The organism is Myxococcus xanthus (assembly GCF_006402735.1).
In the GTDB taxonomy this organism is placed as follows: domain Bacteria; phylum Myxococcota; class Myxococcia; order Myxococcales; family Myxococcaceae; genus Myxococcus; species Myxococcus xanthus_A.
In genome coordinates, this window is record NZ_CP017174.1 from 5123950 (window position 1) to 5146315 (window position 22366).

The window sequence follows — 22366 nt, forward strand, 5'->3', positions numbered from 1 at the left end:
CTCAAGCGTATAGCAGGTAGGACGTCCTGTGACGTGCGAACGTTTCCGTCTGAGCGGAGAACCCCTCCAGCAACCGCTCCAGCGGCCACCCCGCCTCGATGCCTCGGCGCACCTGGTCCGTCCCGCAGAGCAGGTCGAAGGCTGGCACATCCTCGACGAACTCGTAGGCATCCGCGCGCCAGCCGAACGAGCCCGGGCCAATGTCATGCAGCGCCTGGAAGATGGCGACGCCGGTGCGCAGGGGCTGGAAGGCCTGCCGGTCCGTCACGTGGATGAAGGCGCCGTTGCAGGACTGGCCCGTGTACTTGTCGAACGTCGGCGTGAAGCCCACGGCCCGGAAGGCGACCCCGGGCAGCTCCTCCTTCGCCAGGCGCGCCAGCAACTGGTCCGTGTCCACCCACGGCGCCCCGAACTGCTCGAAAGGACGGCAGGTGCCGCGGCCCTCCGAGACGTTGGTGCCCTCGCCCAGACACATGCCCGGGTACACCAGCGCGGTGTCGGCGGTGGGCATGTTGGGCGACGGCGAGATGAAGGGCAGCCCCGTTTCCGACCAGAACTGGCCGCGGCGCCAGCCTTCGCACGGCACCACGGTCAGCTCGCAGCCGAAGCCCTCCTGGACGTTGAAGAGGCGGGCCAGCTCCCCCGCCGTCATGCCGTGGCGGTTGGGCAGCGCGTACAGGCCCACGAAGGAGCGGAAGCCCTCCCCCACCAGGTTGCCTTCCATCGCCGCGCCGTTGAGCGGGTTCGGCCGGTCCAGCACGTAGAAGGGCACTCGGGCCTTCGCCGCGGCCTTCATGGCCAGCGCCATGGTGTAGACGTAGGTGTAGTAGCGGCTGCCCACGTCCTGGATGTCGAAGACGAGCGCGTCCAACCCCTGGAGCGACTCCTGCCGGGGCGACAGCGATTCGAAGGTGGAGCCGTAGAGGCTGTACACCGGCACGCCGGTGCGGCGGTCCCTCGCCTCGTCCACGGCGACCATGTACTGCGCCTCACCCCGGATGCCGTGCTCCGGACCGAAGAGCGCCGCCAGCGTGACGCCGTCCGCGCCCGACAGCAGGTCCGCCAGGTGGCGGAAGCGAGCATCCACGCTGGTGGGATTCACGATGGCGCCCACGCGCTTGCCCTTCAACGCGGAGAAGCCCTGCTCCACCCACACGTCCAGTCCCGTCTTCACCTTCGTCACGGCGTTCCCTTCCTCAGCCAGCCCCGAGGGCCGGCACATCAACGCGCCTTGAAGCCCTTGAGCGCGCTGTCCGCGGCCGCCTTCGAGTCGCACTTGGAGAAGCCGAACAGGCCCATCCGCACTCCCTCATCGGGCCCACCGTCGGACTTCAGGTCCTCCAGCGCGCTCACCGCCCGCTTCAGCTGGAGCCGGCCTACCGTGGACGCAGCATCCGAGCGTACGTCACATCGCACATGCGACAGCATCTCGATGAGGCGGTCCTCCGCGGCGCGGCTGCCAGCCTTCACGGCCGTGGCGTAGACCTTCAGCGCGTCATCGGGCTTGCCCGTCGCTTCCGTCAGACGGCCCAGCAGGAAGTTGCGCCGCCCGGAGTCCTGCTCCTTCATGATGAGGGTCCGGACGTCCTTGGCCAGCGCGGTCCGCTCCTCCTCCGGTGCTCGCTCCACCGCCTTGATGGCGCGCACCGTCTCGTCGCCACTGAACGCCAGCATCGCGACGCCCGCGAGCACGACGGCCGCGCCCACGCCCACCAGCGCGCGGTGCTTCTGGACCTGCGGTGGAAGCGTTGCCATGCCGCGCGAAAAGAGCGAACCGCCCACCGTACGCGCCTGCCGCCCGAGCTCCGCGGCCTGCTGGCCCAGCACCGTGGCACCCGCGGCCGCGCGTTGACTGATGACCGCGGCGCTCGCCGCGGCCCGCTGCCCCAGCACGGACAGGTCCACCTGCGCCCCCGGTGACGAAGCCTCCGCCACGCGGGACAGGGCCAGGTTCCCGAAGGGCGGCATCGATTCGGAGCCCGGCGCCTCGGCGATGGCGCTGGCCGCGGGGGCCTCCACGCGGTACGGCGCCCGGGGCACGTGGAAGACGCGAATCTTCCCCGGGATGCCCTTCAGCTCGTAGGCGCCCACTTCCTTGGAAGGCACCTCGGCCTTGTTCATCGCCAGGTAGACGGCCTCGGTGAAGTACACCTCGCCCGCCTCGGCGATGCCCTCCACCCGGGCGGCGATGTTGACGGGCTCGCCGAAGATGTCGTTCCCGTCCAGCCGCACCTCGCCCACGTTGATGGCCACGCGAACGTGAATCTGCTCCGACACCTCCACCGTCCGGTTGTGGTGCCACAGCCGGTCCTGGATGGCGATGCCGCTGAGCACCGCCTGGGTGGGCGATTCGAAGGTGACGAGGTACGCGTCACCGATGGACTTGACGATGCGCCCGCCAAACGCCTTGAACAGCGGCGCCAGCAGGGCCTCGTGGACCTGGAGCAGGCGCTGGTTCTCCTCCAGCGTCTGCCGGCTGGTCCGCTCGGTGAAGCCCTTGATGTCGGTGAAGACGATGGCGAGGTTGGCGGTCTTCAAAGCCCGCGCAGTGTATGCGCCACCGTCGAGGGTGCAATCGCAACTGCGTACCGAATGACTGCTCGCTGTCAGCGACGTGATGGTTTGAGGTCACGCATTCGCCGCTTCGGAGGGGCTTCCAGCGCCGCGCGGACCCGCTCCGCCAGCTGGGGCCGCCCCGTGCGCGTGTAGAAGTCGGCGAGCCGCCGGAGGACCAGCGGACTGGCCGGCTGGAAGCCTCGCGCCGCCAGCAGCTCCTTCTCCGCGTCCAGCAGGCGCTCCTGCTTCTCCAGCACCTCCGCCAGCTGGAGGCGCACCTGCACCCACTCCGGCTTCAGCCGTGCCAGGTAACGCAGGTGCAACTCCGACTTGAGCAGGTCCCCCATGTCCAGCCAGAGCGTCCCGAGCCGGAAGCGGGCCTCCTCGTAGGAGGCGCGCAGCTGCACGGCCTGCTCGTACGCCTGGACGGCCTGCCGGCGGTCATCCCGCTCCTCCCACAACAATCCCCGCAGGTACCAGGCGCGGGGATTGTTGGGAGCCTGCTGGAGCGCGGCGTTCAGGTGGGACTCCGCCTGCTCCAGCGCGCCTCCCGTCTTCAACAGGAGCCGGGCCATCTCCAACCGGGGCAGCTCCCACGCGGGTTGGGCCCGGACCAGGGCCTCCAGCGCGGCCAGGGCGCCCACATCATTCCCATCCGCTTCCAGGGCCAGGGCCTCCGGGAGCGAAACCACCGTCCGTGACGAGGCCGGTGTCAGGGCAGAAGGCTCCGCTGCGTCAGTCGCGCCCGCCAGCAAAGCCACCAGGATGACCCACCTCATGTGCGGCTGATAGCAGAGCCGACCCGGGCGCCTCAATAGATCCTCTTGACGGCCAGACGGCCGCGCATGAAACCCATGACCGTGCAGATATCGCAAAGAACGCTGGAAGACCTGGGCTTCGCGGACGTGCTCCGCGCGTTGGCGCAACGCTGCAGGACCGAGCCCGGCAGGGAGCGTGTGCTCGCCCGGCCCTTCCTGGACACTCCCGAGGCCGTGGCGGAGGCCCTGGCGCTCGTCTCCGAGACCCGCGCGTTGTCCCAGGAGCAGTTCTCCCTCCCCTTGGGTGGCGTGACGGACGTGCGCACGCCCATCGGCCATGCGGCCAAGGGCGGAATGCTGGAGCCCCGCCAGCTCATCGACTCGGCGCAGCTCCTGTTCGCCTTCGTCCGCACCCGCGAGGCGCTGGACGAACGCCGGGCCCGCGTCCCCCGGCTTGTGGAGATTGCCCGCCGGATGCCCTCGCTGGAGCCGCTGGCCCGCCGCATCGACCAGTGCTTCGAACCGGACGGTGAGATTTCCGACCGCGCCAGCCCGGAGCTGCGCGAAGCCCGGGACCGGGCACGTGGGCTCCATCGCCGCATCAAGTCGCGGCTCGACGAGCTGCTCCACGACGAGACCTTCCTCCCCAAACTTCGCGAGAACTACTACACGCTCCGAAACGGGCGTTACGTGGTGCCGGTGGTGGCCAACTACCGCTCGGAGGTGGACGGCATCGTCCATAACGCCAGCCAGACGGGCCAGACGCTCTTCATGGAGCCCCAGGCCATGGTGGGCCTGGGCAACGACCTCGCCATCGCCCAGTCGGAGGTGACCGAGGAGGAGCGCAAGGTGCTCCAGGCCCTGAGCGACCAGCTCGGCCGGGAGTCGGAGCGCATCCTGGAGGGCCTGGACGCCGTGGCGGAGCTGGACGAGGCTGAATCCGTGGCCATCCTCTCCGCGGACCTGGGCGCCAGCATGCCGGCCTTCGAGAACGTCACGGACATGCAGCTGCGGCAGCTGCGCCACCCGCGCCTGGTGCTCAAGGGCTCCGAGGTGGTGGCCAACGACGTGACGCTCACGGGCGATGCGAAGGCCCTGGTCGTCTCCGGCCCCAACGCGGGCGGCAAGACGGTGACGCTGACAGGTGTGGGCCTCTGCGCGCTGATGCTCCGCGCCGGCCTGCCGATTCCGGTGGCTGAAGGCTCCCGGATGCCGCTGTACCGCTCCGTCCACTCCACCGTGGGTGACGCGCAGGACCTGGAGCAGGGCCTGTCCACGTTCAGCGCGCACGTGGTGATGCTGCGCGACATCATCGGCGCCGTGGGCGAGGGCTCGCTGGTCCTCATCGACGAAATCGCCGCGGACACCGACCCGCGCGAGGGCGCGGCCATCGCCATCGCCGTGCTGGAGGAGCTGATGTCCAAGGGCGTGGTGGTGCTCGTCACCACGCACTTGGAGGAGCTGAAGGCGCTGGCGCACATGGACCCGCGCTTCCTCAACGCGCGCGTGGGCTTCGACTCGAAGCGCATGGCCCCCACCTACCGGCTCCAGATTGGCGCCGCGGGCCAGTCGTCGGCCATCGAGATGGCGGTGCGCGTGGGCCTGCCCCAGAATGTGTGCGACCGCGCCCGGGAGCTGTCCGCCAACGCCGGCGGTCCGCTCACCAAGGCGCTGGCGGCAGCCGAGGAGGAGCGTCGCAAGCTCTACGAGGATCTGGAACGCGCCCGCGTGGCGGCCCAGGAGGCCGAGGCGCTCCGGGCCGACCTGGAGAAGCAGAAGCAATCCTTCGAGCGCGAGCGCCGCGCCCGGATGATGCAATTCAACGACGACGTACACGCGGCCAGCGAGCACGCGGCGGCGGAAGTGCAGAAGCTGCTGACGAAGCTGCGCTCCGAGCAGAACGAGAAGGCCCTCGCCGAGGCCCGGCAGCAGCTCCAGCAGCGCGCGGACGAGGCGCAGAAGCGCGCCCTGGCCGCCAAGGCGGAGCTGTTCCAGGTGGAGGCACCCGGCCCGGCCAACCTGAAGGTGGGCGCCTGGGTGCACCACTCGGGGCTGAACCGCGACGTGGAAATCCTGGAGCTGGCGGACAACCACGCGGTGGTGTCCGCGGGTGGCGCGCTGAAGATGCGCGTACCCACCACGGAGCTGTCGGGCGCGCGCACGCGCAAGCCGCAGCAGGCGAAGTTCCCGGAGCGTCAGAAGCAGGATGTGGCACTCAAGCGTGCGGCCTCCGCGGCCCCCGCCGAGGTGGAGGCCACCAATTTCCGCTGCGACGTGCGTGGCATGCGCGCGGACGACGCGCTGGCGGAGCTGGAGTCCTTCCTGGACCGCGGCATGCGCAGCGGAGAAGACGCCGCGCTCGTCATCCACGGCCATGGCACGGGGGCGCTCAAGCAGGCCATCCGTGACTACCTGGCCGCGTCTCCGTACATCCGCATGTACCGGCCGGGTGAGGGCCACGAAGGCGGCGACGGGGTGACAGTGGTCGCCCTGCGCGCCTGACCGCAACCGCGATACGGACTGAAGCATCCAGGGCTGGAGGTGGCTGGAAATGGCCGCCTCCGGCCCTTCGTCTGTCAGGCCAGCCCGCGCGACCGCCAGCGACTCCGCGGTGTCCACGCCCAGGCGCTGGAGCTTGAAGCACTGGAGATGCGCTGGCGCCAGCGCATGTCAGGCGCGGCGCCGGAGCTGGTGGCCTAGCTTCGAGACCCGTCGCGACCAAACACTTGGCGAATGCGCTCCAGGTCCGCCGGTGCGACATGGAGCAGCGAGTGCTTGGGAGACACCACCGCGAGCACGTACCCGCCGAGCACCCAGGCACGGGCGCGGTACTGGGCGAAGTTGCGGAAGAGGCAGCCGTAGCCTCCCGCGACATGCCCCTCGAAGGCGTCGACCTCCAGGACCTCGAACGGGGCGGTGAGCCCACAACGAAGGGCCTTGGAGAGAGCTTCCTTCATGGTCCAGATGACGTTCGCCGCCAGTTCGCCGCCGCCGGGCGCGTGACGGACCATGGCCAACTCGCGCTGCGGCATCACTGATTCGAAGACGTCCGTCCGTTCGGGAGAGAGCTGCTCGACGTCGACGCCAACGATGTGCTCCGGCCCACACGCAACCGCGGCCGCCACCGAGCGCGCGTGGCTGAGGGAGACCACGGGCGAATCCCCTCCCGCGCCCCTGACCACCGGGTGTTCGAAGACACCGGGCGCGATTTCGACCGCGTGCATCGGTACCTGGACGCCGAGCCCGCTGATGGCGCGTTTGGCTGCGTAGCGCCCCAAGAAGAACCCGAGCCGTCGCGAGTCCGCGCGAAAGCCGTCCAGTCGCGCCCGCTCGTTCGGATGGAGCAGTGCCAACTGCGCATCGTTGATGGCCGCAGCGGACTCCTGATGGACACAGGCCAGCACCGCCGGCACCGGCACGCCGTGGCGCACCATGCCGAGCGACACCGTCGCGGAGGACTCCAGTCCGAGCGGGTCGTGAGGGTCAGAGCCGGTCATGGCGCTGGATTCTGTGTCAACCCGCCCGGGACCTCAATCACAGCCGAGCCCCTGGCCCAGGGTGAAATCATGGCAATGTCGTCAGATACCCGGCTCACGCGGAAAGCCGTCAGTTGGCGCACACCGCGAACGTCCCGACGCCTTTCTCCGAGGCCACCATGCATTGGGTCGTCCAGCACAACCTGTTCAACGAGCCTGGCTTCCACACGCTGCTCGGCGTGCTGCGGCGCGGCGAGATTCCGCACACCGTCGTGAAGGTCATCCCGTTCGATGGCGGTGTCGAGCCGACTGTCGACGTCGACGGGCCCGTCATCGTGATGGGCTCGCTCAGCCTGACGCGTTACGCGAAGCGGAGAGGCTGGACGCCGGGCGCGTTCCTCAACGACAACTTCGACTTCCGGATCTGGCGCGAGCAACTGGGCCACCACCTGCTCAACGCCGATGCCCAGGTCCACCGCTTCGGGGACGTTCCGCCGAGGGAGGGGCCCTTCTTCATCCGCCCCTGCCTGGACGACAAGTCCTTCTCCGGAATGGTGACCACGTGGGACGACTTCAGCACGTGGCGTGCGAGCGCCCTCGCATTGGGCGAAGGCGCCACGGTCGATGCCGACACCTGGGTGGCCGTCAGCCCGCTGAAACACATCCAGCGTGAGTACCGCATGGTCGTCGTCGACGGACGCGTCATCACCGGCAGCCGGTACAAGCTCGGGGACCGCGTTGCCTCGTCTCCCGAGGTCGAGCCCGACGTGCGTGCCTTCGCCCAGGCCATGGCCGACACCTGGACGCCAGACCGGGCCTACGTCCTGGACGTCTTCATGCACGACAGCGACCTATACGTCGGGGAGCTCAACAACCTCAACGCGGCGGGCTTCTACGCCTACGACGTCGCGAAGATGGTGGACGCCATCGAAGCGATGCCCTGGTAGCGCGGTCCGGGCACCGCTCCGCGCGTGTCGCGGCTCAGGACACGCGCTGGTGCTCCGCGAGCACGTCATCCAGCGCCTGGGCCTGCAGCTTCACGTCGGGATCCGAGTCCGTCAGGGCCTTCGCGGTGTGAACGCGAGCACGCGCGGCGTCCGACTTCGCCAGGGCCATGGCCATGAAGAGGTGCGCCCGCGTGTCGTCGGGGTGGGCCTCCAGCACAGGGGTGAGGACCTGTACCGCTCGTGCGTCCTCTTCCCGCTCCAGCAGTGCCATGGCCAGGTCGTGCGCCGGGCCCGGCTCCGACGGCGCCCGGGCATGGGCGTGCTCCAGGAGTTCCACGGAGCGTGCGCGCTCACCCGCCAGATCCAACACGCGAGACAATCCGTGCATCACCGCCACGTCGCCCGGGGACTTGCGCAGCGCCTCTTCCAGCAGACGGCGGGCTTCGGCCACATCCCCTGCGTCCAACCGGGCCATTCCGTCGCGATAAAGGTCCGTTCCCACTGAGTTCTCCTGGCACCACGCGGTGCGTCGGTCATTTCCACGCAACTTCAAGTCTACAAACTGCGACAAACTGAGAGGAAGCTATCCCCCGGACTTCATCATGCTCGTTCGAAACGCCCCCGTCTCGGCCCGCCGCCCAGCGAACTCCCCCTCGGAGTCGCCCGCCGCGGAGAAGCCAAACGCCGCCGCGGTCCCCGCGGCCATCCACCAGAAGGACTCGTTCAGCAACACGACGACGGCGCTCCAGCGCACGGCGAAGGTGGGCGCGGCACCCGCGGGCGACCACGGCAAGCTGATGACGGAGTACCTGACCGGCGCCCGCCCTCCCCCGGCGGACTTCGAGAAGGTCATCGGCTACAAGCCCTACGCCATCCAGACGCCGCACGGTCAGCGGATGCAGGACCCGCTGGGCTACGCGTCCGTCCCGCTGAAGATCGGCCCGGACAAGGAGTTCGACCCCGCGGCCAAGACGCACGACTACGGCTACGACCTGCTGCGCTACTTCGACAAGAAGGGCACGCCTCTCGGCCCCGATGCGCGCAAGGCCGCCGACGCCCTCTTCCGCAAGGACATGTTCGACTACGCGAACGACCAGAAGGGCGCGATGAACCGCTTCAAGTACCGCTCCTGGGCGCAGATCTACGCCACCGCGGTGGAGCTGAACTCGAAGCGGCAGGGCAACGGCCCTCCGTGAACCCCGCCTGAGGTTGCCGGGGCGCGCGGCGCGGAGTCTCTCCTCCGCGCCGCTCGATGCGCTCAAGGCGACTCGTAGCGCCGCAGCTTGTCGTACAGCGTCCGCAAGCCAATCCCCAGCCGCTGAGCGGCACGCTTGCGGTTCCCCGCCTCGTCCGCGATGGCTTGCTCAATGGCCCGTCGCTCCAGTTCCTCCAGCGTCAGGCTGGGAAGCCGGCCCCCCTCCGAGACGGGCGCATCCACCACGGGCCCCGCCGCGCCCGTTGGATCCAGCCACAGGTGCCGAGGCTCCACCACCGGCCCATCCGCGAGGATGGCGGCACGCTCGAGCGCATTGCGCAGTTCGCGGACATTGCCCGGCCAGGTGAACGCCTCCAGCCGCGCCACGGCCTCCGGTGACAGACGCAAGCCCGGACGACCCAGCTCGTCGCCGATGCGGCGCAGCAGCAGCTCCGACAGCGGCCGCAGGTCCTCGCGCCGCTCGCGCAGGGCCGGCAGCCGGATGGGGAACACGGCCAGCCGGTGGTAGAGGTCCTCGCGGAACTCACCGCGCGCCATCATCGCCTTGAGGTCGCGGTTGGTGGCCGCCACCCAGCGCACGTCGGCTTCCAGGGTCCGCGTACCACCCACGCGCTCGAAGCGGCGCTCCTGGAGGACGCGCAGCAGCTTGGCCTGGAGCTCGGCCTTCAGCTCGCCGACCTCATCCAGGAAGAAGGTGCCTCCCTGCGCCAGCTCGATGCGGCCGCGCCGCTGGGCCACCGCGCCGGTGAACGCGCCCTTCTCGTGACCGAAGAGCTCGCTCTCCAGGAGTGTCTCCGTCAGCGCCGCGCAGTTGACGGCCACGAAGGGGCCGTCCGCGCGCTCACTCCACTGGTGGAGGGCCCGCGCCGTCACCTCCTTGCCGGTCCCGCTCTCCCCCACCAGCAGCACCGTGGCCTGCGTGGGCGACACCTTCCGCAGCGCTTCCACCACCGGGTGCATGGCGGGAGCACCCCAGCTCAGCTCCACCTCGCCCGCCGACTGCCGCGCCTCTGTCTTCCAGTTGAGCAGCGCGCGCCGCTCCAGGGCCCGCGCCACCGTCAGGCGCAGCTCGGCGGGGCTGCCCACCGGCTTGAGCAGGAAGTCGAAGGCGCCCGCCTTCATCGCCGCCACGGCGCTCTCCACCGTGCCCACGGCGGTGAGCACCACCACCTCCACGTCGGGCTGCTCCTCGCGAACCTTGCGCAGCAAGGTCAGCCCGTCCATCCCGGGCATCCGCAGGTCCGTGAGCAAAAGGTCCACGCCCTGCCTCGCCATCAGCCGCGCGGCCTCTTCGCCGTCGGCGGCCATGGTCACCGAGTGACCTTCGTACTCCAGCGCCTCGGCGAGGAACGAGCGCACGCCCTCTTCGTCATCCGCCACCAGGATTCGCGCCATGGCTCAGGCTCCTCTCGCGGGAACGGTGAGACGGAACTCCGCGCCACCACCGGCATGGCTTCGCGCGCTCACCGTGCCACCGTGCAGTTCGACGATGCGGCGGGTGATGGCCAACCCCAGGCCCACGCCGCGCACGCGGCCCGTGACGAAGGGCTCGAAGATGCGCTCCTCCTCCTCCTCGGCGATGCCGGGCCCGTGGTCCTTGACCGTGAACACCAGGAACGTGTCCTGCCGCTCCACGGTCGCCTCCACGCGCTGGCCTTCGGGGCTGGCCTGGACAGCGTTGCGCAGCACGTTCTCCAGCGCCTGCTGCAACCGGCCCGCGTCCAGAGGCCAGGGCGTGCGGTCCGGCAGATAGCGAGCCTCCACACGCGCCGCTCCCGTGCTCTCCACCGCCGCGCGGAGCACGTCGTTGGGGTCCGCCTCCACGCGGCGAAGCTCACCGCTGGCCACGAAGCCCAGCAGGTCGTTCATCAACTGCTCCAGCCGGACGGCCTCCGACACCACCCGGTCCGCCTTGGGCGCCAGGACGGCGTCACGCTCCACGCGCTCGGCGAGCAGCTGCGCATGGCCCTTGAGCGACGCCAGCGGATTACGCAACTCATGCGCCAGCACCGCGGACATGGTGCCCAGGGCCGCGAGCCGCCGGCCGCGCTCCAGTTCCTCCGACAGCGCCTCCCGCTGCGCCAACGAGCGCGAGAAGGCGAAGGCCAACGCCAGGATGCCCACGCACGAGGCCACCGCCACGCCCAGCAGCCGCTGCGAGCGCGACTCCAACGCCAGGGCGGTGAGCGGCTCGAACTCGTAGACCATGCGCAGGTGCTTGCGCGGCTCCTGGGAATCACCCTGCTCCGACATGGCGCGGACCTCCTGCTGTGTCAGGGGACCGAAGGCAGGGCGGGGCCGGCGGAGGCGGCTGACCAGGCGCGCGCGCGCCCCTTCGACCACCAGCGGCGAGCCCTCATGGAAGAGAAGCCGCCCCAGCTTCACCTCCCCGGCGGACGCCAGCACCTGGTCGTCATCCATGACGGCCACGTAGCGCAGGCCGCCCTCCCGGTGGGATGCCAGGAAGGTGTTCAGCGCGGACGGGTCCGGGAGCCCCTCCGTGTCGCGGAAGGCCTCGAAGCCGGCCACCATGATGACGTTGGCCATGCCCCGGGTGACCAGGGCGGACGACTCCAGCGCGGTGTTCCGGATGAACAGCGCCGCGGACATCAGCACCGCGCACATGAGCACCGCCGCCACCCAGGGCGCTCGAGGCCCAAGCGGCCGCCACCAGGGAGCGCCGCTCACCGCCGACCTCCGCCGTGGGGACTCCAACTCCATCGCACACCTCCACAGGCTGCGAACTCTGCATGCGGAGTGCGGAATCCGCACTCTCTTCTGTCGGCGCCGCGCGCCTCGGGAGCCGTCGGTCGTCCGAGCATGAGAGGAGGCATGGGGCGTTCTCCTGGGAGTGGAGGGCGGCCACGTGGCCGCTGGCAGGGCGAAGGAGCAGGCGCGAAACCTCGGCGCGCCCACATGTCGCCCCCGCCCTGTGCAATCACGGGGCCCAGGCCCGCTGTTCAGGCTCGCGCACGTGAACCCGAGGGAGACCTCGAGGCGTGCATGCGGAGATGGCCGGCATCGCATGCGGAATCCGCACTCGCACTGCGGTTCCCGCAGGCCCGGCGCCACTTTCCCTCCACATTTCCAGGGGTTGGACCGTGGCAAGGCAAATGCAATGGCCCGGCTTGCGATGAAAAACGCACAGACACCGTGGTGGAAGCGGCAACCCTACCGGATGACGGCCCTGGCCCTGGGCTTCCTCGGGCTGGTGACGGCGCCCGGCGTGGGTCTGGCCCAGGCAACGACGACGATGACGACGGTCTCCCTGGAGGAGGCCATCGCCCGGGCGCTGAAGACGAGCCCCCAGGTGGCGCAAGCCGCCGGCACCGTCACCACGACGGGGGCCGCCGAGCGCAGCGCGTTTGGAGCCTACCTGCCCAACCTGTCCGCGAGCGCGAACAGCTCCCTGGCCAGCAGCCAGCGCCTGGACCCCACCACGGGCGCGGTGTTCAACGCCCCCAGCGACACGTACAGCGCCGGCTTGTCGGCCTCGTGGAACGTCTTCACCGGTGGCCAGCGCGGCGCCACCAGCAAGCAGGCCCAGGCGCGCTCCAGCGCCGCCCGGGCCGGACTGATCGCGCAGCGCGCGTCCGCGGTGCTCGACGTGGAGCGTTCCTATTACGAAGTCCTGCGCGCCGGGGGCCTGGAAGCGGTCGCCGTGTCCCGCATCGAGCGCGCGAAGCAGAACGCGGAGGCCGCGGATCGGCGACTGGCGGTGGGCTCGGCGACGCGCTCCGACGTGCTGCGGGCGAAGTACGACCTCACCTCCGCGCAGGAGGCCCTGCTCTCCGCGCAGACCCAGCACGCCGCCGCGACCCTGTCGCTGGGCCGGCTCATCGGAGAGGACGGCCCGGTGGACGCCCAGCCGTTGGAGCTCCAGGACGTGTCCACCTTCGCGCTCACCGACGAGGCGCTGACGGACGAAATCACCGCCCAGGCGCCGTCCATCCAGGCCGCGGAGGCGGACCTTCGGGCGGCCGAAGCCAGCGTGAAGGTGGCCAGGTCGTCCTACCTGCCCACGGTGCGTCTCTCCGGCGGTTATGACTGGTTCAATGACGAGCCCGCCTTCAACGGAGGCCGCACGAGCTGGTCGGTCCGGATGGGCCTGTCCTACCCCATCTTCGACGGCTTCGTTCGCGAGGAGCGCGTGGTGAGTGCGCGGACGCAGGCGTCGGTGGCCCAGGCCACGCTGTCGGATACCCGGCGCGCGCTGCGCTCGAGCGTGGGGACATCCCTGAATCAGCTCAAGCTGGCGTCGAACCGCATCGCCCTGGCCACGGAGTCCGTCGCGGTGGCCCAGGAGGACCTGAAGGTGCAGCAGGAGCGCTACAAGCTGGGCGCCACGACCATCATCGAGCTGCTGACGTCGCAGGAGAACCTGGTGACGGCGGAGATCAACCTGGTGGCCTCCCGCTTCGACTACCGGATTGCGCGCGCGGAGCTGGAAGCGCTCGCGGGGAGGCCGCTGTGAGCACGTCCACCAACCCCCAGCAGCAGGCGGGCGCGGGCCCGGCGCGGGACATCTCCGACGTGGTCATCCGCGTGGAGGGCCTGCGCAAGGACTACACGATGGGCTCCGAGGTGGTGCGCGCGCTGCGCGGCGTGGACCTCACCATCCGCCGCAACGAATACGTGGCCGTCATGGGCCCGTCCGGCTCCGGAAAGTCCACCTTCATGAACCTCATCGGATGCCTGGACGTCCCCAGTGAAGGCCAGTACTGGCTCAACGGCCAGCCGGTGGCGGGCATGTCGGAGAACGCGCTGGCCCGCATCCGCAACCGGGAGCTGGGCTTCGTGTTCCAGAGCTTCAACCTGCTGCCCCGCGCCTCCGCGCTGGACAACGTGGCCCTGCCGCTCATCTACGCGCGCATCCCCAAGAAGGAGCGCCGCGAGCGCGCGGCGGCGATGCTGGACAAGGTGGGCCTGGGCGCGCGCAAGGACCACCGCCCCAACGAGTTGTCCGGCGGTCAGCGCCAGCGCGTGGCCATTGCCCGCGCGCTCGTGACGCAGCCCGCCCTGCTGCTGGCGGACGAGCCCACGGGCGCGTTGGACAGCCGCACGGGTGAGGAGATCATGGCCCTCTTCGGCGAACTGCACAGCCAGGGTCAGACGCTGATGCTCGTCACCCACGAATCGGACATCGCGGCGCATGCGCAGCGGGTGCTGTTCCTGAAGGACGGCGTCATCGAGCGGGACGAGCGAAATCGGGACTGAATTTTCGCCACGCGCGCTGCGTGGGACAGGGAACGGGAGGTCGTCGTGAGCAAGACGAAGAAGTGGATCATCTCAGGCAGCGCGGCGCTCCTTCTCGGCGCGGGGGTGTACGTCACCCAGCGCGGCGAGGAGCCCAAGAAGAACGAGCGCTCGGCGGCGGTGGCCATGGTGGAGCGCCGGGACATGGAAGTGGTGGCCGAATCCGCGGGCCTGGTGGAGCCGCTGCGCGTCGTGGAGGTGAAATCCCAGGCCTCCGGTGAAGTGCTGAAGGTCCACTACGACACGGGCGACACCGTTGCCGAGGGCACGCTGCTGGCGGAAATCGAGCCGCGCGACGTGCAGAACGCGCTGGCGCAGGCCCAGGCCGACCTGGAGTCCGCGCGGGTGCGGCTGAACACGACGGAGGCCCAGCGCCAGCGCATGGAGGCGCTGCGCAAGGACGGCTACGTCACGCAGCAGGAATACGAGACGGCCGTGGACGCGTCGGCGACGGCACGGGCCACCAAGGTGCGGGCGGAGACGAACCTCCAGTTGGCGCGTGAGCGCAGCCGGGACGTCACCATCATCGCTCGCAGCCCCGGCACCATCCTGGAGCGGACCATCCAGCCGGGCGTCATCATCGCCTCCGCCACCAACAACGTGTCCGGTGGCACCGCGCTGTTCAAGATGGCGGACCTGTCGGTGATGCAGGTGCGCGCCAAGGTGGACGAGACGGACGTCGGGCAGATCAAGCCCGGCCAGAAGGCGCGCGTCACCATGGAGGCCTACCCGGGCCGCACCTTCATCGGCGAGGTGGTGAAGATCGAACCGCAGGCCCTGGTGGAGCAGAACGTCACCCTCTTCCCGGTGCTGGTGCGGATGGACAACCCGGACGGCCTGCTGCGGCCGGGCATGAACGCGGAAGTGGCCATTGAAATCTCCCGCCGCCGCAATGCCCTCACCGTGCCCAACACCGCGGTGGTGGGCGTGCGGGACGCCCGGACCGCGGCCTCCGCGGTGGGTGTTTCCGAAGAAGCGCTGCGCGCGGTGATGCGGCCGCCGGGAGCCCCGAGCCACCCGGGCGCGCCGTCCGGACCGACGACGGTGTCGGCCGTGGGAGAAGCCGGCGTGGGCGCCACCGCCGCGGTGGCCAATGGCGCCGGGCCGGGCGCGGTGCCCGCCAGGGGCCAGGGCGGCATGGGTGAAGGCCAGGGCGGCGGAGGCCAGGGCCGCGCGGGCCGCCGCGCTCGCGAGGATGTCCAGGGCGCGACGGACACGCGGCAGGGAGTCGTCTTCGTGCAGAGCCCCACCGGTCCGCAGCCCCGGCGCGTCACCCTGGGCCTGAGTGACTGGGAGAGCACGGAAGTGGTGAGCGGCCTGGAGGATGGCGAGAAGGTGGTGCTCATCACGGTGGCGAAGCTCCAGCAGCAGCAGAAGCAGACCACCGAGCGGATGCGCCAGATGTCGGGCGGCGTGATTCCCGGCGCGGGTGGTGGCCCGCGCGGGCCGCGCTAACCCCCAGGTCCATCAGGAGGACACGTCATGGGTGAAATCATCCGGGTCGCATTCGATGCGGTCCTCGCCAACAAGCTGCGGTCGCTGCTGACCATGCTGGGCATCGTCATCGGCATCGCGGCCGTCATCACCATGGTCGCGCTGGGCGAAGGGGCGCAGCGCTCAGTGGCCCAGCGGCTCCAGGGGCTGGGCACCAACGTCCTCACGGTGCGCCCGGGTCAGGCGTTCACGGGCGGCATGATTCGCGCCCAGGCGTCGATGACCATCGACGACGCGGAGGCGCTGCGGGAGAACGCGCGCCACATCCAGGCCGTGGCGCCGGAAATCGAGTCGCGCTTCCAGGTGGAGTACGGCGCGAAGAACGCGAACCTGTCCGTCGTGGGCACCTGGCCGGACTACTTCCGCGTCAACCAGGGGCAGATCACGAACGGCCGCCTCTTCACGGACGCGGAGGACAAGGGCCGGCGCCGGGTGGTGGTGCTGGGCGCCCTGGCCGGTGCGCAGCTGGGCCTGACGGACACCGCGTCCCTGGTGGGCGAGTCCATCCGCATCCGGGGCATTCCGTTCGAGGTCATCGGCGTGCTGGCCGAAAAGGGCGCGCAGGGCTTCAACAACCCGGATGAGAGCCTCTACATCCCGCTGTCCACCGCGCAGTTCCGCGTCATGGGCAGCGACCGCATCCGCTCCATCGCGGTGCAGGCCGTGAGCGACACGTCCATGGACGACGCGATGGCGGAGATCGACCAGAAGCTCCGGCGCGAGCACCGGCTGCGCCCGGAGCAGCCCGCGGACTTCAACATCCGCGACCAGGCCTCGCTGCTCAACACCATGCAGGAGACGACGCAGACGTTCTCCCTGCTGCTGGCCGGCATCGCCGCCATCTCCCTGCTGGTGGGAGGCATTGGCATCATGAACATCATGCTGGTGTCGGTGACGGAGCGCACGCGCGAGATTGGCTTGCGCAAGGCGCTGGGCGCCACCGGCATGGACATCATGCTCCAGTTCCTCGTGGAGTCCCTGGTGCTGTGCCTGGCCGGAGGAACGCTGGGCCTGCTGCTGGGCATTGGCGGCGCGGCGATGCTCCAGCGCGTGGCGGGCTGGACGGTGGTGGTGGCACCGGAGGCCATCATCGTGGCCATCGCCTTCTCGGCGACGGTGGGCGTGTTCTTCGGCATCTGGCCGGCGCGGCGCGCGGCGAGCCTCGCGCCCATCGAGTCGCTCCGTTACGAGTAGCCGGAGTCCTGGCCTCGGGCGCCAGCCCGCCCGCCGAGGAGGCGGCGGGCACGGCGCCCGAGCGCGTTTCAAGCCCTCCTCTTCCGGGCCGGGACTTCACAGGGTGCACATGTTTGCGGGCCTGACTCGAGGAGGGACGACATGGCGGATGGCAAGCGAATCGCGTGCATCGTGGGGAGCGGCTTCGAGGACTCCGAGCTGCGGGTTCCCTACGACAAGCTGCGCACGGAGGGCCACGAGGTGGTCCTCATCGGAAAGAAGGCCGGAGAGGAAGTCGTCGGCAAGCAAGGCAAGGAGAAGTTCCGCGTGGAGCGGAGCATCGACGACGTCCAGGTGCAGGACTTCGACATGCTGCTCATCCCCGGCGGGCACTCTCCCGACAACCTCCGGGCCGACGAGCGCTTCGTCCAGTTCGTGAAGGAGTTTGATGACCGCGGCAAGCTCATCGCGGCGGTGTGCCACGGGCCCCAGCTCTTCATCTCCGCGGACATCCTGGACGGACGGACACTCACCGCGTGGACGACGATTCAGCATGACTTGCGCCGCATCCCCAATGTCCAGGTGAAGGACGAGGCGGTGGTGCGGGACGCCAACTGGATCACCAGCCGCAAGCCGGACGACCTCGAGGACTTCAGCCGCGCCATCATCGAGGACCTGAAGGGCGCGGGCGCCCGAGGAGAGCGGGAAGCACGCACCTGAGGTGGCGTCTACTTCCGGCCGCTGAGAATGTGCTGGAGGAGCTGACGCGAGATGTGGAGCAGCTTCGCGGCCCCGCGCACGCTCCCATCGGATTTCGCCAGGGCCTCGTCCACCAACGTGTCGCGGACGAGGCTCTCGAAGCCGTGCAGAGGCACCCGTCCCGCGCTCGCCCGCAGCGCGGTGACCAGATCGGGGGGACGCGCCAGCGTCTCCAGCCAGACGGCCTCCAGCCGCGCGAGGTCCAGCGGCTTGGGAAGGAAGGCACGCACGCCCTCCTGCGCGAGTTGGAAGGCCTGCTCCGCCGTCGCCGTTCCGCTGATGGCGATGACGTGTGGCAGCGGCTCCAGCTCACACAGCGGCGCCAGCAGCTCGATGCTGTCCCCATCCGGAAGGCTGACATCCAGGATGACGGCGTCGGGCGCATCACTCCGGAGAACCTGACGCGCCGCGGCGATCGAAGCCACATGGGTGCACCGCTCGGCGCGAGAGCGCAGCGCCTCCTCGATCGCACGCGCCAGACGCGTGGCGTCCTCGACGACCAGGAGATGTCGGACCCGCCCCACCCATGGCAACTTACCATGAATGCCTGAGAGTCCTCGACCGCTGGCGCTGGAGCAGATGGCGCAGCGGGTGCTGTCCGACGCTTCGAACGAGGGCGAAGCGCTGGTCAGCGGGGTCCGGATTGTCTTCTGTGCCCTCATCCTGACGCGCTTCCTGGCACTGGGTGGCGCCCACGCAGAGGGCGGCGCCGCGGCGGCATTGCTCCAGCTTCCCCTGCTGCTGGGCAGCATCGTGGTGTCGGCGATGGCGCTGTGGGCGGCTCGGCGGCGGATGTTCGGCGCGAAGCTGCTCGTGGCCTCCACGGTGTTGGACGCGGTCTTCGCCCATGCGTCCCTCCTCTCCACGGTGCTCTGGCATGGCCCCCACTACACCGGCCTGCTGCGAATGCCTGACCCCGCGGCGGCCATCGCGGTGGCCTTCATCACCGCGCTGCGGCTGTCGCCCGCGGCCGCTTGGATTGGGACGGCGGCCAACCTCCTGTTGATGGCGGGCCTGACGGCGGTCGACTTCCACGTCAATGCAGGGCAGTCCACCTACGGGGCGAAGGAGCTGATGCTCCTGTTCATCTTCATCGGCAGCGCGGGAGTCTTCGCCTCGGTGATTTGTGGCATCGCACGGCGGCTGGTCCTCAAGGCCGGAACCGCGAGTGCCCACATCGAGAGCGCGCGTACGAACCTGCGCACGCTGCTGCGCGAGCACCACGACGTGCGCACGTTGCTGTCCGCGGCGAGGCTCCGCGCCGACCTCCTCCTCCGCGAGCCCATGGGCGCCAGCGCGCCCGGCCATGCGAGCGCCCTGGTGCAGGACCTGGGTGAGCTGAGCAGCTTCATCGAGAGCGTGAAGACCCGGACGCTGAGCGAGCTGACCCTGATTGAAGACGCGACAGCGGTGAACGTGGGCGCCACGCTGCGCCGCGCCATGGAGGTCGTCCAGGCGAGGTTCTCCCGGGTCCGGTTCGAACTGGCAGAGACAGCGGGCCTGGCGCGTGCCGCCGCCAACGACGTCAGCGTCCGGATTGTCGGCGGAGAGCGCGGGCTCACGCATGTGGTCACCAACCTGTTCGTGAACGCCTGTGAAGGCGATGGCCAGCAAGGCGCGCGCACGGTTCGAATCAGCGTGGAGCCGAACCCGGCGCTGCACCGCGTCCTGCTCAGCGTGAGCGATGACGGACCGGGCTTCCGGCCGGGGTTGCTGGAGGGAGAGCGGCCCCGGGGCGGCACGACCAAGCCACAGGGGTCTGGACTGGGCATGCTCCTGGTGAGCGGGCTCGTCGAGGCCAGCGGCGGCACCTTGCGCGCCTGCAACCCGCCCGAGGGAGGCGCGCGGGTCGAAGTCACGCTGCCCTTCAACGGGTAGCTCAGCGGGCACCTTCGCTCAGCCCGGCAGCAGGCCCCGCCTCGCAAGCGCGAGCGCCACGGTCGGCCGGCGCGACCGCCAGGCGTGAGCGAGCCCCAGTCCGAGGTTCGCCACCAGCCACAAGGCCATGGGCCCGCGGTTGTCCTGGTCGAAGGAGGGCAAGAGCTTGAGCACCACCGCGAGCAGCGAGCCCGCCACGAGCAGCCAGACGCATCGGCGTGCCCAGCGCTCCGCGCGCTCGCTGCCGGTCATCATCAGGAGGCCCAGCGGAAGCAACCCGAACGCAAGCGGATTGGCCAGCAACAGGTTCTCATTGCGCTGCATGACGTCGAGCCTGGAGAACAGCATCAACCCACCCAGCGCCACGCCCGCCGCGCCGAGCGTGAGCCCGAACACGGCGTGATAGAGGCCAAAGAGAATCTGGAACACCCGGTGCGTGCCGCGTCCGCGCAGGAACGCGAGGAGGACGGCCAGGACCGCACCTCCAGCGCCAGGTCCCCAGGCGGCGGCCCCCTCCCAGCCAGCGCCGACAGGAGCAGCCACGGCAATGGACGAGGACGAAGCCCCTTCGCGCCTGACCAACGGGATGCGCTTGCCGGAGCCATCCACGTAGGACACCCCCATGAGCAGCCTGGCGAACTCCCGAGGAAGGAAGGCCTCCTCCCATTGGGTCGCGGGCGCGTCCACGGCGTCGTTCAGCCATAACATCAGGAGCAGCTCCGACACCGGATGCGTCTGGACGTATCGCCGGAGGAGTTCTCGCTGGGTGGCACGCGCCGGCGCCGCGAGCGCTTCCCGAAGCGCGCCACCCAATGCCTCATCAAGGACATCCCGCACGCGCGTCGCACAGTTGTCCCTGAGCGGGTGATAGGCATATTCGCGCGAGGCGGGTTGGACGTCGCGCTCCAGCCGCGCCAGGAGCCGCTGACGCTGCTCCACCGAGAGCGCGAGGTCCTGCACGTCAATGGACCGCGCCATCGCGCGGTACAGCGAGAAGCTCCGCTCCACGGACAGGCGCGCCGCCCAGAACGTCGGACGGCCCAGGAGAAAGCGAACCGGTCCTCCATTCGCGATGGACGTCGTGCCATAGCTGTAGAGGAGGCCCGTCTTCAGGCGCGCGTCCTCGACCCACAGCGCGCTGTGACCGAAGCGCTGGTGCATGTCCGCGCCTGGGCCAATGGTCACCAACCGGATGCGCAGCGACTCGGGATGTTGACCAAAGCCCTCGGGTGAGGGCGCGGCGAACGCCGCTGCGCGGAACAGGGCCACGACCAGGATGAGCACCGCGTGTCTCGCCATCCCACCGCAATGCCCCACGCCCGCGGGGTCAGGGCAGTGCAAAAAGATTGGCAGTGTTCACGCGAAGCGCGTCGCGACAGGGTCCCTATCGGCTCGCGGGCCTCGCGCACCGAGTCAATGACACACACACCAATCCCTGGATTGGCAAGGAGAAGCCCCACATGAACACGACCCACAACCCGCACACGTATTCCAGGCGCTTCCTGGCTGCCTTCACGGCCACCCTGGCCGTGGCCATGCTCGTCATGACCCCTGGCAAGGCACACGCCATGGATGGTGACAGAGAGGTGACGCACCTTCGTGTCCGCGTTGTCACCGGAAGCGACGACCTGCGCAAGGCGAGCAACGCCTTCGCTGAGTTCAGCTACACGGTGACCATCAACAACCAAGTCTCCCACCACTCCATCAGCCAGAACCTGAACAACGGAGCGAACTGGCCCAACGGGTCGACGCGCACCGTGGAAATCGCACTCCCCCTGGGCGTCCTCTACGGCAACATGCGCGAGTTCGCGATCCGGTTTCAATCCGGGCAGTCAAACCCCTTTGAGACGGGTGACAACTGGAACCTGAACGACATCCGGGTCACCGCCATCCTGGACGACGGGACGGAGGCCATCATCGTTCAGGACTCCGGCAACCCCTACCACCGCTTCAAGAGCGACGTGAACACCCGGCGAGCCTGGGTGCTGTGACGTCGCCGTGGGAACAGCCCGGTAGCGTCAGGCGGTTCCCTGCTCGAAGGCCTCCACGTCCTGGTAGTACCGCTCCACCTGGGCCTGGGTCGCCGTCTGGGTATAGACCTCCGGACGTGGGTGTTCGATGACGTCGAGGATGACCTTCGCGGCGTCCTCGACGCGTTGGGCCCCTGGCAGCACCCGCGAATCCGGCCCACCGCCGAGCGCGTTGTCCCCGAACGCGGTGGCGACCACGCCGGGCATCACCACCGTCACGGTGATGCCCGGATGCGTCTCACGCAGCTCCTGGCGCAGGCAGGCGCTGAGCGCGTTGAGCGCATGCTTCGCCGCGCTGTACGCCGACCGGTGGGGAACGATGGGCAGCCGCCCCAGGGCGCTGGAGACATTCACCAGCTGCCCGGCGTCGCGTGACTGGAAGTGCGGCAGCACCGCCTGCATGCCGTACAGTGCGCTGTTCACGTTGTCGCGCCACATGGCCTCCAGGTCCGCGTCCGTGAGCTCCGCCACGGAGCGCGTGATGCCCCGCCCCGCGTTGTTCACCCACACATCAATGCGGCCAAATCGGGCGAGCGCGGCGTCACGCAGCCGCTCCATGTCCGCGCGCCGGGTCGCGTCCGTGACCACCGCGAGTGCCTCACGCCCGCACTGCCCGGCCACCACTTCCAGCTCCGCCTTCCGTCGCGCGGCCAGCACCAGACGGGCGCCCTTCCCGGCCGCTTGCCGCGCCAGCTCCGCGCCAATGCCGCTGCTTGCTCCAGTGATGACGACGACCTTGTCCATGTCCACGGCCCTCCCTGTCTGACGGGGGGGCCTCTATCAGGCGCCCTGCCCCCCCGCGAGCCCGCCCGGCCGCCGTGGG

At 69.7% G+C, this 22366-nt stretch carries 21 protein-coding genes; 11 read left to right on the plus strand and 10 right to left on the minus strand.

The genetic code is table 11. The features are described 5' to 3' along the window. Window position 1: 1 nt before the first annotated feature. From BHS09_RS21045 to BHS09_RS21055, 3 genes are all read right to left on the minus strand, one after another. The gene (locus tag BHS09_RS21045; RefSeq protein WP_140798721.1) at window positions 2–1222 is read right to left on the minus strand and encodes an exo-beta-N-acetylmuramidase NamZ family protein; all 1221 of its coding nucleotides are present in this window, start codon (window positions 1220–1222) and stop codon (window positions 2–4) included. Beyond that, window positions 1222–2538 (minus strand): adenylate/guanylate cyclase domain-containing protein, encoded by a 1317-nt coding sequence (locus tag BHS09_RS21050; protein WP_174258854.1) that lies wholly within the window; start codon window positions 2536–2538, stop codon window positions 1222–1224. Before BHS09_RS21050 ends, BHS09_RS21045 begins: the two co-directional genes overlap by 1 nt. Window positions 2539–2606: 68 nt before the next feature. Continuing rightward, the gene (locus BHS09_RS21055) at window positions 2607–3335 is read right to left on the minus strand and encodes a tetratricopeptide repeat protein (protein ID WP_011554192.1); all 729 of its coding nucleotides are present in this window, start codon (window positions 3333–3335) and stop codon (window positions 2607–2609) included. Between the two features lie 75 nt (window positions 3336–3410). Here BHS09_RS21055 and BHS09_RS21060 point away from each other — a divergent pair, with 75 nt between their 5' ends. Together BHS09_RS21060 and BHS09_RS38625 are read left to right on the plus strand one after the other, a co-directional pair. Further along, complete coding sequence (locus tag BHS09_RS21060; RefSeq protein ID WP_140800729.1) at window positions 3411–5816, plus strand: endonuclease MutS2; 2406 nt, start codon at window positions 3411–3413, stop codon at window positions 5814–5816. Window positions 5817–5855: 39 nt separating this feature from the next. After that, window positions 5856–6014 carry a hypothetical protein gene (locus tag BHS09_RS38625; protein WP_161604899.1) on the plus strand — a complete coding sequence of 53 codons (159 nt, stop codon included), beginning with the start codon at window positions 5856–5858 and terminating at the stop codon, window positions 6012–6014. Here the strand turns inward: BHS09_RS38625 and BHS09_RS21065 are convergent. Further along, window positions 6011–6811 carry a 4'-phosphopantetheinyl transferase family protein gene (locus BHS09_RS21065; protein WP_140792597.1) on the minus strand — a complete coding sequence of 267 codons (801 nt, stop codon included), beginning with the start codon at window positions 6809–6811 and terminating at the stop codon, window positions 6011–6013. The two genes, BHS09_RS38625 and BHS09_RS21065, sit on opposite strands and share 4 nt — an antisense overlap. A gap of 158 nt (window positions 6812–6969) precedes the next feature. Here BHS09_RS21065 and BHS09_RS21070 point away from each other — a divergent pair, with 158 nt between their 5' ends. Continuing rightward, window positions 6970–7737, plus strand: a complete 768-nt coding sequence (locus BHS09_RS21070) for an ATP-grasp domain-containing protein (protein ID WP_237079738.1) — start codon at window positions 6970–6972, stop codon at window positions 7735–7737. 34 nt (window positions 7738–7771) lie between these two features. On the opposite strand, the gene BHS09_RS21075 is transcribed toward BHS09_RS21070, so the two are convergent. Beyond that, entirely contained in the window at window positions 7772–8308 is a 537-nt protein-coding gene (locus BHS09_RS21075) for a tetratricopeptide repeat protein (RefSeq protein ID WP_140798723.1), read from the minus strand. A 31-nt stretch (window positions 8309–8339) separates the two neighbouring features. Here BHS09_RS21075 and BHS09_RS21080 point away from each other — a divergent pair, with 31 nt between their 5' ends. Then, complete coding sequence (locus BHS09_RS21080; RefSeq protein WP_140798725.1) at window positions 8340–8933, plus strand: hypothetical protein; 594 nt, start codon at window positions 8340–8342, stop codon at window positions 8931–8933. Between the two features lie 62 nt (window positions 8934–8995). On the opposite strand, the gene BHS09_RS21085 is transcribed toward BHS09_RS21080, so the two are convergent. Beyond that, a complete protein-coding gene (locus tag BHS09_RS21085) occupies window positions 8996–10348 on the minus strand; it encodes a sigma-54-dependent transcriptional regulator (RefSeq protein ID WP_140798726.1) in 1353 nt (450 codons plus the stop codon). A gap of 3 nt (window positions 10349–10351) precedes the next feature. After that, window positions 10352–11593, minus strand: a complete 1242-nt coding sequence (locus tag BHS09_RS21090; RefSeq protein ID WP_140798727.1) for a two-component system sensor histidine kinase NtrB — start codon at window positions 11591–11593, stop codon at window positions 10352–10354. 538 nt (window positions 11594–12131) lie between these two features. Here BHS09_RS21090 and BHS09_RS21095 point away from each other — a divergent pair. The 5 genes from BHS09_RS21095 (at window position 12132) to BHS09_RS21115 (ending at window position 17596) form a co-directional block, all read left to right on the plus strand. Next, window positions 12132–13427 (plus strand): TolC family protein, encoded by a 1296-nt coding sequence (locus BHS09_RS21095; protein ID WP_140796541.1) that lies wholly within the window; start codon window positions 12132–12134, stop codon window positions 13425–13427. Next, complete coding sequence (locus BHS09_RS21100; protein WP_140798728.1) at window positions 13424–14170, plus strand: ABC transporter ATP-binding protein; 747 nt, start codon at window positions 13424–13426, stop codon at window positions 14168–14170. Before BHS09_RS21095 ends, BHS09_RS21100 begins: the two co-directional genes overlap by 4 nt. A 45-nt stretch (window positions 14171–14215) precedes the next feature. Continuing rightward, window positions 14216–15664, plus strand: coding sequence for an efflux RND transporter periplasmic adaptor subunit (locus tag BHS09_RS21105; protein WP_140798730.1), 1449 nt, complete (start codon window positions 14216–14218; stop codon window positions 15662–15664). Between the two features lie 27 nt (window positions 15665–15691). After that, the gene (locus tag BHS09_RS21110; protein ID WP_140792612.1) at window positions 15692–16897 is read left to right on the plus strand and encodes an ABC transporter permease; all 1206 of its coding nucleotides are present in this window, start codon (window positions 15692–15694) and stop codon (window positions 16895–16897) included. 141 nt (window positions 16898–17038) lie between these two features. Beyond that, window positions 17039–17596: a type 1 glutamine amidotransferase domain-containing protein gene (locus BHS09_RS21115; protein ID WP_140798731.1), complete on the plus strand. Its 558-nt coding sequence runs from the start codon at window positions 17039–17041 to the stop codon at window positions 17594–17596. 8 nt (window positions 17597–17604) lie between these two features. Here the strand turns inward: BHS09_RS21115 and BHS09_RS21120 are convergent, their stop codons facing one another. Further along, window positions 17605–18159: a response regulator gene (locus BHS09_RS21120; RefSeq protein WP_237079739.1), complete on the minus strand. Its 555-nt coding sequence runs from the start codon at window positions 18157–18159 to the stop codon at window positions 17605–17607. Between the two features lie 19 nt (window positions 18160–18178). Here BHS09_RS21120 and BHS09_RS21125 point away from each other — a divergent pair, with 19 nt between their 5' ends. Next, window positions 18179–19513: a sensor histidine kinase gene (locus tag BHS09_RS21125; protein WP_140798734.1), complete on the plus strand. Its 1335-nt coding sequence runs from the start codon at window positions 18179–18181 to the stop codon at window positions 19511–19513. 18 nt (window positions 19514–19531) lie between these two features. Here the strand turns inward: BHS09_RS21125 and BHS09_RS21130 are convergent, their stop codons facing one another. After that, window positions 19532–20812, minus strand: a complete 1281-nt coding sequence (locus BHS09_RS21130; protein ID WP_237079740.1) for a lipoprotein N-acyltransferase Lnb domain-containing protein — start codon at window positions 20810–20812, stop codon at window positions 19532–19534. A gap of 161 nt (window positions 20813–20973) precedes the next feature. Between BHS09_RS21130 and BHS09_RS21135 the strand changes: the two genes are divergently transcribed. Beyond that, window positions 20974–21504, plus strand: a complete 531-nt coding sequence (locus BHS09_RS21135; protein ID WP_140792619.1) for a hypothetical protein — start codon at window positions 20974–20976, stop codon at window positions 21502–21504. A gap of 27 nt (window positions 21505–21531) precedes the next feature. Here BHS09_RS21135 and BHS09_RS21140 read toward each other — a convergent pair whose 3' ends face one another. After that, the gene (locus tag BHS09_RS21140; RefSeq protein WP_174260569.1) at window positions 21532–22287 is read right to left on the minus strand and encodes an SDR family oxidoreductase; all 756 of its coding nucleotides are present in this window, start codon (window positions 22285–22287) and stop codon (window positions 21532–21534) included. Between the last annotated feature and the right edge of the window lie 79 nt (window positions 22288–22366).